This is a genomic window from Sphingomonas sp. R-74633, assembly GCF_013416555.1.
Taxonomy (GTDB): Bacteria; Pseudomonadota; Alphaproteobacteria; order Sphingomonadales; family Sphingomonadaceae; genus Sphingomonas.
In genome coordinates this window covers 1,243,617-1,258,839 of sequence record NZ_JACCFG010000001.1, presented here as the reverse complement: position 1 = coordinate 1,258,839, position 15,223 = coordinate 1,243,617, and the positions used below count along the sequence as shown (strand labels likewise).

3 protein-coding genes are annotated in these 15,223 nt (G+C 67.4%); 1 reads left to right on the top strand and 2 read right to left on the bottom strand.

What is annotated here, in order from left to right; translation table 11 throughout:
* Positions 1–144 precede the first annotated feature (144 nt).
* Both HZY97_RS05975 and HZY97_RS05970 read right to left on the bottom strand, forming a co-directional pair.
* Positions 145–11,961: a filamentous hemagglutinin N-terminal domain-containing protein gene (locus tag HZY97_RS05975; RefSeq protein WP_180141500.1), complete on the bottom strand. Its 11,817-nt coding sequence runs from the start codon at positions 11,959–11,961 to the stop codon at positions 145–147.
* Between the two features lie 77 nt (positions 11,962–12,038).
* Positions 12,039–13,649 (bottom strand): ShlB/FhaC/HecB family hemolysin secretion/activation protein, encoded by a 1,611-nt coding sequence (locus HZY97_RS05970; RefSeq protein ID WP_180141498.1) that lies wholly within the window; start codon positions 13,647–13,649, stop codon positions 12,039–12,041.
* A 483-nt stretch (positions 13,650–14,132) separates the two neighbouring features.
* Here HZY97_RS05970 and HZY97_RS05965 point away from each other — a divergent pair, with 483 nt between their 5' ends.
* Positions 14,133–15,026, top strand: a complete 894-nt coding sequence (locus HZY97_RS05965; protein ID WP_180141496.1) for a transglutaminase-like cysteine peptidase — start codon at positions 14,133–14,135, stop codon at positions 15,024–15,026.
* Positions 15,027–15,223: the final 197 nt, after the last annotated feature.

Sequence of the window (15,223 nt, the reverse complement as noted above, 5' to 3'; positions counted from 1 at the left end):
CTTGCTCCCTGACACCGGTTCGTCGGCGCATGCTACGCCTCAACAACGAAGTGCGCAAAGCTTGGCTCCGGCGGGAATCGGGCCGTACGAAAAAGGCCGGGAGTTTCCTCCCGGCCTCGTCCGTTTCCCCAGCGACCCAGGGGTTTACTGGCCGGCGACTTCTTCCTCCACGTCGAGATTGCTCTCGTCGAGCTGGATGATGATCGCGGTATAGCCCTCGCGCAGCAGCTCGCCGAGGCGCTGGACATTGTTGACCACCACCGCAGGACGCTGGCCGCCCTGGCCGTTGCCGGCCGGTGCGATCAGGCCGAGCGCCAGGCCGGCCGGCAGCTGAATTTCGCCATTGGCCGAAACCGTGCCGCGGGTCGGGATGATGAAGGTGTCGATGATGATCTGGCGCGCATCGGTGGTGCCGCTGCCGATGACCGGCTGATCGTTCACCACCAGCGTGCCGGTGTTCGTCGTGTGAATCTCGCTGAACACGCCGGTGACGGTGCCGCTCGGCGCAGTGACCGTGACGACGGCGCCGTTGACCTGCACATCGACCGGGCGGGCCGAGGTCAGGTCGATCGAGACCGGGCTGCTATAGCTGCCGGTGATCGTGCCGTTGGTCTGCACCGAGACGCCGCCGGTGCCGGTCACCGTCGCATTGACCGCGCCCGACTGCGAGTTGATCGAGGCGGTGCCGCTGGTGTTCACGATCGAGGTAACGCTGCCAGTGGTGGTTTCGATCGAGACCGGGCCGCTCGAGGTGATCGCCGAGGTGATGCTGCCGCTGGTCGAGCTGGCCGAAACCGGACCGCCGGCGTTGACCGCGCTCGAGATTGCGCCGCTGGTGGTCTGCAGGTCGACCGCGCCGGTCGCCGTCACCGAACCGCCGATCGTGCCGAGGCTGCTGATGGCGACATTGCTCTGCGACGTGATCGTGCGGTCGACATTGCCGTCATACTGCACGTTCACCGGCCCGCCGGCGATGATCGAGCCCGAGCCCGAGCCACCGGCGTCGATCGTCACCGAGCCACCGGCGCGGATCGGGCCACTCTCGAAGCCCGCCACGGTCGCGTTGACGTTGCCCAGCGTGTCGAGCGTGTTGGCGCTGAACACCTGCGAGCCGCTCAGCACCGAAGTAAAGGTGCTGGCCAGCTTGACCGTCGCCGCCGAGAAATTGTGCGCGGTCACGGTCAGCGTGCCGAGGCGGATCGCGTCGCTGCCGGCATTGCCGATCGCCACGTCGCCGCTGTTGACCGTCAGGCCGTTGCCGGCGGTGAAGGTCACGTTCTGCTGCGCGTTCGCGGTGCCGACCAGGTTCGGCGTGATCGAGATCGCGCCGCCCGCGCCGCCGGGCAGGCTGGTGTTGAACGTCGTGCTGCCCTGGGTCAGGCGCACGCTCGATCCGGTGCCGCCGGTGAAGTTCAGGCTGTTCGCCGCGTAGGTGGCGCCGTTCAGGACGGTCGTGCCGCCGTTGACCGAGGTTGCGCCGAGGCGGCGGGCCGCGCCGAGATTGCCCAGCGTCACCGATCCGGTGCCTGCATTGAGCGTCAGGCCCTGGCTGCCCGCCACCGCCGCGTCGACCGCGCCGAGGCTGATCGCGCCGTTGCCGCTGGTCACGCTCGTGGTGCCGGTCAGGTTGGTCGCGCCGGTGACGGTGAAGCCGCCGCCGCTGGTGGTATAGACGCCGCCGAGGCTGGTCGCGCCGGTATAGGCCTGCGCGCCGCTGGTCGCCGCGCCGCTGGTGGCGATCGAAGCGCCGGTCACTGCGAGCGAGGACAGGCCGCTGACGGCGCCGAGCGAGACGCTGCCGGTGCCGGCGGCGACGGTGAGGCCGCCATTGCCGCTCACTGCGCCCAGCGTGACGTTGCCGTTGCCGGTGGCGATCGCCGTCGTGCCGCTCAGCGTGGCCGCGCCGTTCACCGCCAGGCTGCTCGCAGTGTAGCTGCCGCCCAGCGTGGTGGCGCCGGTGTAGCTCTGCGCGCCCGTGGTGGCCGCGCCGGCCGTCGAGATCGACGCGCCGGTGGCCGAGAGCGAAGCCAGGCCGGTGGCGGCACCGAGCGAGACGCTGCCGGCGCCGGCATTGACGCTCAGGCCGTTGCCCGCGCCGACGACGGTGCCGAGCGTGGCGTTGCCGCCCTGCGTGGTCACCGACGTCGTGCCGCCCAGCGTCGTCGCGCCGTTCACCGTGAAGCCGGTGCCCGTGTAGCTGCCGTTCAGCGTGGTCGCGCCGGTATAGCTCTGCGCGCCGCTGGTCGAGGCGCCGACGGTGGCGATGGTCGCGCCAGTGGCCGAGAGCGAGGCGATGCCGCTCACTGCGCCCAGCGTGACGTTGCCGGTGCCCGCGTTGACGGTGAGGCCGCCCGCGCCGCCGACCGTGCCGAAGCTCGCATTGCCGCCACCCGTGGCGACGCTGACCGCGTTGACCGTGGTCGTGGCGCCGTTGACCGTGAAGGCCGCGCCGCCGGTGCTGTACGCACCGTTGAGGCTGGTCGCGCCACTATAGCTCTGCGCGCCGGTGGTTGCTGCGCCGCCGGTGGCGATCGAGGCGCCGGTCGCGCTCAGGCTCGAGAGCCCGGTCACCGCGCCGAGGGTGAGGCTGCCGGTGCCGGCATTGACGCTCAGGCCGCCGGTGCCGCTCACCGCGCCGAAGCCGGCATTGCCGCCGGTAGTGACGCTGGTGGCGCCGCTCACCGTCGCTGCGCTGACGGTGAAGTCACCGCCGGCACTGTAGCTGCCGTTCAGCCCGGTCGCGCCGCTATAGCTCTGCGCGCCGCTCGTGCTGGCGCCCGCGGTTGCGATCGTGGTGCCGGTCGCCGACAGCGAGGCGATACCGTTCACAGCGCCGAGCGTGACGTTCCCGGTGCCGGCGTCGACGGTCAGGCCGCCGGCGCCGCTCACGGTGCCGAGGCTGGCATCGCCGCCCGTGGTAGCGATGTTGACTGCGTTCACCGTGGTCGCCGCCCCGTCGACGGTGAAGGTGCCGCCGCCGGTTGCATAGACGCCGTTGAGGCTGGTGGCGCCGGTGTAGCGTTGCGACCCGCTGGTCACTGCGCCGCCGGTGGCGATCGAGGCGCCGGTGGCCGAGAGTGAGGTCAGGCCGCTGACTGCACCCAGCGTCACATTGCCCGCATCGACCGTCAGCGCGTTCGCGCCATCGACCGTGCCGAAGCTGGCGTTGCCGCCGGCCGTGACATTGGTGTCGCCCGTAAGCGTCGCTGCACCGGCGACCGAGAAGCTGTCCGCGTCATAGGTGCCGTTCAGCGTCGTGGCGCCGGCGTAGCTCTGCGCGCCGCTGGTCGAAGCGCCGGCGGTGGTGATCGAGGTGCCGGTCGCCGACAGCGTCGTGAGACCGCTCACTGCGCCGAGCGTGACGTTGCCCGCGGCGCTGACCGTGAGCGCCTGGGAACCACTGACCGCGCCGAGGCTGGCATTGCCGCCGGCCAGGATGCTCGTGTCGTCGGCCAGGTCCGCCGCGCCGTTGACGGTGAAGTCGCCGCCCGCGTCATGCGCACCGCCGAGGCTGGTCGCACCGGTATAACTCTGCGACCCGCTGGTCACCGCGCCGTAGTTGTTCACGAAAGCGCCGGTGAGAGAGAGGTCCGTCACCCCGGCCACCGAGCGGACCAGCACGGTACCGCCGCTGCCCGCGTTGACGGCGAAGCTGGTGCTGCCATTGCCCGTGACCGAACCCATCGCGACGCTGCCGTCGGCGATCGTGGTCATCGTGGTCGAGCCGGTGAGGATCGTGTCGCCGAGCACGCTGAAGCTGGTGGCGGCGTAGGTGCCGTTCAGCAGGGTCTGGCCGAAATAGGTCTGGCCGTTGGTCGTCAAGGCACCGGCGGTGGTGATCGTCGCACCGGAGACTTCAAGCGCCGCGATCCCGCTGATGCGGCCGAACGTCACCTCGCCGGCGCCGGCATCGACGCGCAGGCTGCGGTTCGGGCCGCCGACCGTGCGGAAGGCGACGTCGCCGCCCTGCGTCACGACATTGACGAAGTCGCCAAGCGTCGACGCGCCGTTGACGGCGAAGCTGCCCCCATTGGTGGCGTAGGTGCCGCGCAGCACGGTCGCGCCGGTGTAGCTTTGCGCGCCGGTGGTGCTGGCGCCATTGGTGATGATCGACGCACCCGTGGCCGAGAGCGCGGTCAGGCCATTCACTGCGCCGAGCGTCACGTTGCCTGCATTGACCGTCAGTGCACGCGCACCGCCGATCGCGCCGAAGCTGGCATTGCCGCCGGCAGTGACATTGGTGTCGCTGTTGAGCGTCGTCGCGCCGTTGACGGTGAAGTTACCGCCGGCATTGTACGTGCCAGTGAGCCTGGTCGCGCCGGTATAGCTCTGCGCACCGCTGGTGGTAACGCCCACAGTAGTGATCGTGGCGCCGGTGGCGCTCAGCGAGCCAAGGCCCGTTACTGCGCCCAGGGTCAGGTTGCCGGCGCTCGCGGTGACGGTGAGCCCGGCACCAGTGCCGGTGCCGCTGACCGTGCCGAAGCTGGCGTTGCCGCCGCTGGTGCCGACAAACGTCGTACCGCCCAGCGTCGTCGCGCCGTTGACGGTGAAGCCTCCGCCATTGGTGTTGTACACGCCAGTCAGGCGGGTAGCGCCGGTGTAGCTCTGCGCGCCAGTGGTGGTCGCGCCGGCAGTGGCGATGGTCGTGCCCGTTACCGAGAGCGCGCTGAGCCCGCTCACTGCGCCGAGCGTGACATTGCCGGTGCCCGCGTTGACGGCGAGCGTGATCCCGGTGCCGCCAAGGGTGTTCACCGCGCCGAAGCTGGCATTGCCGCCGCCGGTGGCGACGTTGACGTTGCCCGACACCGAGCTGGTGCCGTTGACGGTGAAGGCGCCGCCATTGGTGTTGTAGGCGCCGCTGCGCAGGTCGACTGCGCCGTTATAAGTCTGCGCGCCGCTCGTGGTGGCGCCGTTGATCTGGATCGAGCTGCCCGTCAGCGAGAACGAGTTGAGACCATTTGCCGCAATCAGCGTAACCAAGCCGCCCGCATTCACGGTCAGGTTGTTCGCGCCTGTGACCTGCTCGAAGCTGGCGCCGCCGGTGGTGGTGATCGTGGTGTCGCCGACCAGGCGGGTTCCGCCGAGCACACTGAAGCTGCTGCCGCTGTACGTGCCGTTCAGCAGGACGGAGAAGCTGTAGGACTGGGCGCCGGTGGTGACGACGCCCGCGGTGGTGATGGTGCCGATGGCACGGGCAGAAAGCGAGGCGATGCCATTCACATTGCCCAGTGTGATCGTGCCGGGCCCGTTGGCGACGAGATCCAGTGCACCGGTGCCGCCCACCGTGCCGAAGAGCAGGTTGGTGCCGTTGATCGACGTGCTGCCGCCGAGTGTGGTGGCGCCGTTGACCGAGAAGTTGCCGGCAGCGGCGTAGCTGCCGTTCAGCGTGGTTGCGCCGGTATAGGTCTGGTTGCCGGAAGTCGTGGCGCCCGCTGTGGCGATGGTGGCGCCGGTGGCCGAGAGCGAGGTGAGGCCGGTGACCGCGCCGAGCGATACATTGCCCACGCCGGCATTGACCGTGAGCGCGCCCGTGCCGCCGATCGCGCCCAGCGCCGCGTTGCCGCCGCTGGTGGTCACGCTGGCGCCACCGCTCAGCGTCGAAGCGCCGGCCACGGTGAAGCTGCTGGCATTATATGCGCCGTCCAGCCTGGTCGCACCGCTATAGCTCTGCGCGCCGCTGGTGGTGACGCCGGCGGTGAGAATCGTGCCGCCATTGGCGACCAGGCCGGCGAGATTAGCCAGGCCGATCGAGACCGAGGTCGTGCCGTTCAGCGTGAGCCCATAGGCCGAGGTGATCGCGCCGATCGAAACGGTGTTGCCGGTGAGCGCGGTGTTGCCGGTCAGCACCGGACCGACGGCGAAGCTCAGCGCGCCGGTGGCGGTCAGGTCGGTGGCGATGTTGGTGCCCGCCGCGCCCGCGCCGAAGCTAAGGCTGTTGACGGTGATCGGCCCGGCGAAGTCGAGCACGCGCAGTGCGTCGAGCGAGACGTCCTCATTATAGGTGCCCGCGCCGATATAGACGGTGCCGCCCGAGACGACGGCGTTCAGGCCGCCCTGCAGGTTGAGCAAGGTGCGCTGGCTGCCCTGCGCGCCGCCGACGCCCGCGGTGGTCACATAGGCCTCAGTGCGGTTCGCCGCGCTATAGCCCTGATTGTAGACCGACATGCCGTTGTTGGTGGCAGCGAGCGCGAGCAGGCGCTGCTGTTCGCTGAGCGGCGTGTTCGGGCCCAGCGCACCGGCCGATGCGGTGATCGTCGAACCGTTCCAGATGCCGTTCAGATAGGTGATGATGCCCCATTCATTGCCGAACGCGCCTTCGCTGTTGCCGGCGATGTTGAGGTTCGAGCCGTCGGTATATTGGACCGAGATGCCGCTCTTGGTGTTGTCGATGACGTTGCCGGTCAGCGACGCGTTCACGTTGCGGCCGTCGATCAGGATGCCGTTGCGGACGCCGTGGATGTTGTTGCCGGTGACGGTGACATTGTCCGCGCCGTTGGAGACGACGATGCCCCGCGTGATCGTCGGCCAGGCATAAGTGACGAAGCTCTGGTCGGCCGGGCCGAAGATCTCGAAGCCCGAAACCGTCACGCCGTCTGCGTTGATCGTCACGCCGTTGTCGCCGTCATGGCTGGCGTTGATCTTGGCGCCTGCCGCGCCGAGCAGCGACACCCCGTTGGTGCCGATCACCGTGCCCGAGCTGTAGGTGCCCGCGCCGACGTTGATCGTGCCGCCCGCCCGCACATCGCGCGCCGCGGCGCCGATGGTCATGCCGCTGACGACAGTGAAGACATTGCTGAAGGCGGTGCCGGTATAGCCTTCGATCGAGCTGCTATATCCGAAGCCGAGGTTGAACGACCACTGCGTCGCGTCGGCCAGCGTAGTGCGGAAATAGGTGAACTGGCCGCCGTCGCTGCGGTGATCGGTGTTGCGGACCGCATAGCCATAGCCGGTCAGGTTGAGCTGGCCGAAGCCCTGCGTCGTCGATTCGAGCTGGGCGAACAGCCCGTTCGCTTCGTCGAACTGGTTCTGGCCGGCGTCGATGTTGATGTTGGTGGTCTGGCCGTTATAGCCGCCCGCGCGATTGGTCTGGTAGAGCGCGACGCCGCCCCAGTTGTTGCCCAGCGTGTGGACGCCGGTGAGCGTCACGTTCGCGCTGTCGGTGATCTGGACGCCGGCGCCTTCGGTGCCCGCGCCGTCCGCCGTGAAGTTGGTGATCGTGACGCCGTTCGCGCCGTTGATGTCGAGCTCCGCACGACGCGAGCCGCGCACCGTGACGTCGCTGATCGTGACGTTGTTGATGCGCTGATCGGGGCCTGCCGAGGGCGTGTAGCCCAGCGGGTTCGGCTGGACCTTGATGCCGTAATTGCCGCCCGAGAGCGTGCTGCCGAGCAGCGTGAAGTTGCTCAGCGTGGTGTTGTCGGCGGCGACCATGATCGTGCCGAGGCCGCCGCCATTGTTCACGGCGCGGCCGTCGATGATCGTGCCCGCCTGCGACTGGCCGATCAGGCTCACCGAGGTGGTGATCGAGAGCTGCGAGCCGAGCACATAGGTGCCATCGAGGATGCGCACCGTGTCGCCTGACTGGGCGCGCGCCAGCGAGGCGTCGATCGTGCTGGTGATGCGGATGTCCGGATCGCCGCCGGCCGTGGTGGTGGCGCGGGCGGCGTTGGTGCCGCCTTCATAGGTCAGCACGCCGCCGCGCACGAAGCTGTTGCCGTTGTTGCGGAACACATCGTCCCAGGCGAAGCCGCTGCTCAGCTGGCCGACGGTGCGGACGGGGATGTCGACGTCGAACGTATTGCCGGTCACCGTCACCGCGCCGGCATAGAGCTGCTGCCACGGCGTGGTGGGCATATAGCCCTGGATCTGGAAGCCGCGCATCCCGGACAGGTCGCTGTAGAGGTAGTTGTCCGCGAAGATGCGGTTCTCGGCACCCGTGGTGCGGCCCGCACCGCCCGCGGCGACGACCATCGCGCTGGCATAGGTGCCGCCGTAGAACAAATTGCCGGTGACCGTGAAGCTCTCGAGCCGCGTGCGCGACGGATCGTTGAAATCGTCGATATAGAGGTTGGCAGCGGTCTGGTTGCCGCGGTTATCGATCACCGAGTTGCGCAGCGTGAAGGCGTTGCCGATCACTTCGACGGTCTTGTTGTCGCCGGTCGTGGCGGGCAGGAAGCCCAGGCCTTCGATGGTGACGCCATTACCCGAGATGAAGTGCTGCGCGCCGAAGCCCGACTGATAGGCGGCGGTGATATAGGCAGAGACGTTGTTCGCGTCGGTGATCACATTGCCGACGGCGTCGACGCCGCGGATCGTGATATTGTCCTTGGCGACATAGAGGCCGAAGGTCTGCGCGCCTGCATCGCCATAATAGCCGACGCCGGTCACGCCTTCGAGATAATTGCCGGGTGCCACGCTGATCGTCGCGCCCGCACGGGCATCGCGCAGTGCGGCGGTGATGGCCATGCCGTTGAACACGCTGAACTGGTTGTCACCGGCGCTGCCGGCCCAGCCTTCGATCGAGCTGCTCGTCGAGGCGGCGAGCGACAGCGCATAGGTCGCCGCGTCGCTCAGGCTGGTGCGGAAGAAGGTGAACTGGCTGCCGTCCGCGCGGAAGGCAGTGTTGCGGACGATATAGTCGAAGCCCGCGATGTTGAGCGTGCCCGGATCATTGATCGCCGAGCTGTCCTGCAGGTACAGGCCGTTGCTCTCGCCGAAGCTGTTATTGCCTTCGATCGTGATGCCGGTGAGCTGCTGGTTGCTGCCCGTCGCGCCATTGGCCTGGTAGAGCGCGAGGCCGCCCCAGGCGTTGCCCGAGGTGGTGGTGTTGCGCACCGTAATGTCGGCGCTGTCGGTGATCGAGATGCCATTGCCGGCAAGCGCGCCGGTGACGTTGACGTTGTCGATCGTCGCGCCGACCACCGAGTTGAGGTCGAGCCCGGTCTTGCGCGATCCGCTGATCGTGACGTTGCTGATCGCGAAATCGTCGATCCGGCTGTTGCCGTTGGTGTCGCCCGCGCCGACCTCGACCTTGATGCCATAGGTCGAGTTGCTCACCGCGCCCGGCGCGAGCAGCGTGAAGCCGCTCAGCGACACATCGTCGGCGTGCACGCGCATGCCATAGACGCCCAGCGCCGAGGCATCGAAGATCGTGCCGCTCTCGCTGGCACCGACCAGCGACAGGCTCTTGTCGATCAGCAGCGTGTTGGTGAAGGTGTAGGTGCCGGCGCCGACATTGATCGTCGCGCCGCTGCGTGCGTCGCGCACGGCCGCGTCGACGCCCATGCCCTGAACGACGGTGAAAGTGTTGCTGTAGCCGGTGCCGGTATAGCCCTCGATCGAGCTGGTGGTCGGCTGGCCGAGCGCCAGCGCCATGGCCGTCGCGTTGCCAAGGTTCGTCTGGAAATAGACGAACTGATAGCCGTCCGAGCGCGAGCCGGTGTTGCGGATCGCATAGTTGAACCCGGCAAGGTTCAACTGGCCGAAGCTCTGCGTGGTCGAATCGCGCTGGGTGAACAGCCCGTTCGCTTCCTCGAAGACGTTCTGGCTGGCGTCGATATTGATGTTGGTGGTCTGCGCGTTGTAGCCGCTCGCGCTGTTGCTCTGGTAGAGCGCGACGCCACCCCAGTTGTTGCCCAGCGTGTGCACGCCGGTGAGCGTCACGGCCGAGCTGTCGGTGATCTGGATGCCGGCGCCGTCGGTGCCCTGGCCGTTGGCAGTGAAGTTGGTGATCGTCGCACCCACCACGCCGTTCAGGTCGAGCTCGGCGCGGCGCGAGCCGCTGACGGTGACGTTGCTCAACGCGAAGTTGCTGACGCGCTCGCTGGTGCCGCCCGCGGTGCTGACATGGCCGGCCGGGTTCGGCGCGACCTTGATCCCGTAATTGCCGCCCGAGAGCTGGCTGCCGAGCAGCGAGAAGTTGCTGAGCGAGACATTGTCGGCGAGCACCGAGATCGTGCCGAGGCCGTTGGCGCTGACCGCGCGGCCGTCGATCACCACGCCGGCCTGCGACGCGCCGACCAGGCTCAGCGCATGGTTGATGACGAGCTGCGACGAACCGAGATTATAGTTGCCGTTGGCGACATAGACGGTGCCGCCGGTGACCACCGCGTTGACGCCCGCCTGGATCGTGGCGAGGTTGCCCAGCGGGCTGCCCTGGTTGCTGTTGCTGCCGGTGGTCGAGACATAGGCGGCGGTGCGGTTGAGCGCCGAATAGCCCTGGTTCTGGACCTCCATATTGCCGTTCGCGGCACGCAGCGCGAGCAGGCGCTGCTGCTCGGCGAGCGGCGTGTTGGCGCCCAGCGAACCGGCGGCGGGCAGGATGGTGGTGCCATCCCCCTGCAGGATGCCGTTCAGATAGAGGTTGATGCCCCACTCATTGCCGTAGGTGCTGCCGTGGTTGCCCGTCATCGTGACGTTCGAGCCATCGGTATACTGGATCGAGATCGCCGACTTGGTGTTGTCGATCGTATTGTCGAGCAGATAGGTGTTGCTGTTCCGCCCATCGACGATGATGCCGGTGCGGATGTCGTGGATGTTGTTGTTCAGTAGCTGGACGTTGTCGGCATAGCGATTGACGAAGATGCCGCGCGAATTGGTGCTGCCCCAGGCGTAGCTGGTAAAGCCGCTGGTCGCCGGGCCCGAGATCTCGAGGTTCTTGACCGTGACCCGGTCGCCCCAGATGTCGATCGCGTTCTCGATGCCGCTGGTCCAGCCGATCCGGGCGGTGCCCTCGCCGTCGATCGTCACGTTGCTGGCATTGACGACGACGCCCGACTTGTAGGTGCCCGTGCCGAGATTCAGCGTGGTGCCGAAGCCGGTGGTGCCGATCACGCCCAGCGCGTCGTTGATGTAATTGCCCAGGCCGGTCGTGTCGCCGCCCGGATTGAGGTTCAGGAACAGCGCGGTGTTCGTGCTGACTTTGCCGGTGCCGTAGATGTGCGGCGCGGTGATGTTCACCGTGCCCGAGGCGCCGCTGAGATTGCCCGAGATGTTCACGCCCTGATCGGAGCTGATCAGGATGTTGCGGCTGATGCTGTTGCGGTCGGTCGCCGCCAGCGTGCCGCTCAGATTGGCGGTGCCCCCCATTGCCTCGAGCACGATCACGCCATTGTCGAGCGTCGCGGAATCGACGCTGAGCGTGCCGGTGTTGACGAGGTTGTCGACTGCCGTGCCGGCGGTCTTGGCCGACATCTGGATGCGGCCGCCCTCGGCGAAGATCTGGCCGTTGTTCTGGACGAGCGCGCTGCTTGCCGGCACGCCGATGCTGAGCAGGCCGTCGCCCGCCAGGTCGAGCGTGAAGGCCGTGCCGGCGCCGAGCTGCACGCGGCCGGCAGTCGCGGTGATCACGCCGCTGTTGCGCACCGTCGGCGCGACAAAGGCGGCGAGGCCGAGATTGCCCGCGGTGATGTTGATATTGCCGTTGACGACGATCTCGCCCCCGGTCGCGCCGGTGATGTCGAGATTGCCGCCGCCCATGAACGCGGCGGTGTCGATGTCGCCGGTCGAGGCGATCAGGCTGCCGACATTGACGTTGGCGGTGCCCGCGAACAGCACGCCGTTCGGGTTGAGGATCGCGACGCGGCCATTGGCATTGAGCTGGCCGGCGATCTGCGAGGGGTCGCCACCGCCCGTGACGCGGTTGACCGCGATCGACGTGGTGGACGGCTGGACGAAGGTGACGCTGGCGGCCGAGCCGATGTCGAAGCTGTTCCAGTTGATCACCGCGCGATCGGTGGACTGGTTGACCGTCATGCTCGACGGGGTGGGCGTGCCGATCGAGGCCGATCCGGCGACGACGCTGCCGCCGGTCGGCAGCGCCGAGGGAGCCAGCTGCGCACGCGCGGTGCCGCCGAAGCCGATCGCCGCCACCGCGGCGGACAGGAGCAGCGCGGATTTCCTCAACCGGCGCGACGTCTTGCTCGAGGCGAATGCTGCCTTGGCACTGTGCTGCTTGCTCATATCCATCATCCCTGTTCGGCCGTTTCGGGTGGCCAGCCCGCAATTCTCAAATCAACGACGTCCCGATCGCCCCCCGATCAGAACGACATGCCCAACGAGAAGAAGACGCGGCCATCCTTGTCGCCGCGCGAGGCGACAGGCCGGTTGATCGGCTTCGCATATTCGAGCGAGCCGTTGATTCCGGGAGCCGTGCTGAAGCGCACGCCGAAGCCCATCGATTCGATCGATGCGTGGCGCGGCTCGCCGGGCAGCGGCTTGTTCTGGAGGACCTTGCCGGCCTCATAGAAGCCATAAGGCTGCACCGTGCCGAGCTTGCTGCTGGCGGCGTAGAACAGCTCGGCGCGGCCGGCGACGCCCTTGTCGCCGGTGATCTCCGACGAATCATAGGCATGGCCGTAATTCTCGCCGCCGATGCCGAACTCCTCGCTCGCGAGCAGGCTGTCGGCGCTATACTGCATCGCGCCGCTGGCCTGGAAATACAGGCCGCCCGCTACGCCATAGGCAAAGGAGACTTCGGCGTTGGCGCGGGTGCCCTGGCCGGTTGCGGTGGCGCGCGACTTGTTCAGGTCGCTGCGCACCGTTGCGCCGATGATGTCCATGCCCTGGGTGACCGAGGCGCGAACATTGAGCACACCACCCCAGGGGGCTGCATAGTTGCCGAAGATCTCGGCCTGCACGGTGCGAGTCGAATCGTCGAAGATCGGGTCGATCACGATGTTGCGCGAGCTGCTGTCGCGGCCGGTGAAGACGAGGCGACCGAAGATATTGGTCTCGCGGCTGCGGACAAACGGATAGCGCAGCGCAAAGCCATAGGTCGCGCTGCGGCCGCGCAAGTCGAGCAGGCGCAGCTCATCGCCCGGATGCGTCGCGGCATAGCTGCCGAACGCGGTCAGGCGCAGGCCCGAATAGGTCAGCGGCTGGTCCCAGGTCATCGAGACGAAGCCGAGCTCCTTGTGGATCGGGGCACTTACGGCGGTGACCGAGATGCGCTCGCCAATGCCGAGCGTGTCGTTGAACGACAGGCCGCCATAGACCTGCAGCGGGCCGAGCCAGCGCGAGCCGCGATTGTCGACTGCGAAGAAGCCTTCGATCGGCTTCTTGTCGACCACGAGCGAGAGATCGGCAGCGCCCATCTCGCTGGGGGAGGGGGTGAGCACGGCGCGCACGTCCACGCCCTGCAGGTCGCGAGCGAGGAGCAGCGCGCGGGTGAGTGCGGCGCCCGACGTCGGCCGCTCGGCGGCGACGTCGGCGAGATAGCCGTTCAGATAGGGGGCATAGCCGCCCGCATCGCCTTCGATCCTGGTGCTGCCGATATGCCCCTCGACCACCTGCAGCGTGAGGATTCCGCCCTCGATGCGCTGCGGGCCGACAACGGCGCGCGACAGCACAAAGCCGCGGCGGCGATATTCGGCGGTCACTTCCTCGGCGAGCTTGAACACCTCGGCGAGCGGCATGTCGCGGTTGAGATAGGGGGCGGCGAGCGCGTTGAGCGCCTCGATCGGCACCGCGGTGACGCCTTCGAATCGAACCTGGGTCAGGCGGACCTGGATCGCCGAATCGGGCACGCTTTGCTGGCGCGGTAGCTCGGGCACATCGACCGAACGGGCATCAGGCGCCTTGTCGGCAGGCCGAAGCCGCTCATCGATTCGTCCGGGATTGACCGTTTGCTGCGCGTGCGCGGCATGCATCGGCACAATTGCCGCGGCGGCAACAGCAAGTAACCAACAACGCTTCAATCTCATGCCCCCGGTCCCCCTCCGAGAATCGCGCGCAGCTCGGGATCCCCCGAATCGGTCGCAATCGATTCAACCCTTACAATGATCGGGGCCGAGTCAGGAAGACGGAGTCAGCGTTAACTTCAGAGTATTTGAAGTAATCCTTTGATCCACAACGGGACTATTATATTGTTTCCAATTTATGTCCGTACAAACCCTGAGTCTAGCCTTCCGTACTCCTTGCGTTCCCGGGTGGAAACCCCGAGTTAACCATAAATCCTAACTATAATCAGTGGCTTATACTTAGGCTTTCGTTAGCCTCGCCTTAGGGGTGCGCGGCCTATTCCTCCCTCCAGTTTCAACCGGGGGGTTGGGGTGTTGCGTCGCGTATCAACAGCGCGGCTGGCGCTGTCTTGTGCGGCGCTGGTTGTGGGGCAGTCTGCGTTTGCCGCGTCCATGGACGCTGGCGAGTCGGCGAGTCGCGAGATCGCGTTGCGGCTCGCCGATGCGCCGCGCTGGACCGATGTACTCGCGCGCGAGGCGCGTGAGGGCGGGGTCGTTCCCAGGTCTTCAATCCACTGCATGATGCCTGCCGACGAGCTGCCCGCCGAATGCGGTGCCCGTCCGAATTGGCGTGCCGGCTTCGAGGCGCTGCGCGGCCTGCCCGCGGGCGAGCGCGTCGTCGCGGTCCAGGCGCGAGTGAACAAGCTTCCCTATGTCTCCGACCTCGCCAATTGGGGCATGGCCGATCGCTGGGAGACGCCTGCGGAGATGTTCGCGCGCGGCGGCGATTGTGAGGATTACGCGCTCACCAAATATTTCGCCCTGCGCGACCTCGGCCTGTCCGAAAGCGCGATGCGCCTTGCGATTGTGTGGGACAATGTCGACCAGGAGCAGCACGCGGTGTTGTTCGTCGATGTCGATGGGCAGAATTGGGTGCTCGACAACAAGTTCGCGATGCCCGTGCCGGCCACCAGCGTCGAGGCGCGCTACCGGGTGATCTGGTCGGTCAATCGCGATGGCGCCCGGCTTTCCACCACGGCGGGGGAAGGCGAGGGCGGTCCGCGCATGCGCGTCGCGCGCGGCGGCAAGATGCTCGTGCTGCGCACCCGTCCGATCCGCCGCGACCTGGTCCAGCCGATGCCACGGATCGAAGTGGCCGCGGCGGGGCAGGGCGGTACGCCGCTGCCCGCCGGCGTTGCCAGGGTCGGTGCCGCGATCCTGCCGGTCGAGCTTCGCCTGCGCGCGCTGGCCGCTTTCCTGCGGCTTCCGGCCGAACCGGTTACACCGGCGCGTGAAATCGCGCTGGCCCGCGCCGGCGAAATCGTCATCCGCTACGCCGGAAAATAGTCGGCCCGGGCCGGATTGTCCCAATTTCCCCGATGGTTGCGCTAACATCCCGTTGTGGATGTAACAAAATTGAGAACGTTCTTGAGAACGCTCACAATCTATGCTTTAAGCGCCTCACTGGAGCGTAAGACTCCGCGATAGAGGGGTGTTGGAACAGGCTGCCGCTGCGCGCCACGAGGCGCTGTCGGCTTGTCTTG

Bases quoted from the DNA above. Each gene is read 5' to 3' on its own strand.
- HZY97_RS05970 (WP_180141498.1), bottom strand. From the start codon at position 13,649: ATGCATGCCGCGCACGCGCAGCAAACGGTCAATCCCGGACGAATCGAT.
- HZY97_RS05965 (WP_180141496.1), top strand. From the start codon at position 14,133: ATGGACGCTGGCGAGTCGGCGAGTCGCGAGATCGCGTTGCGGCTCGCC.
- HZY97_RS05975 (WP_180141500.1), bottom strand. From the start codon at position 11,961: ATGAGCAAGCAGCACAGTGCCAAGGCAGCATTCGCCTCGAGCAAGACG.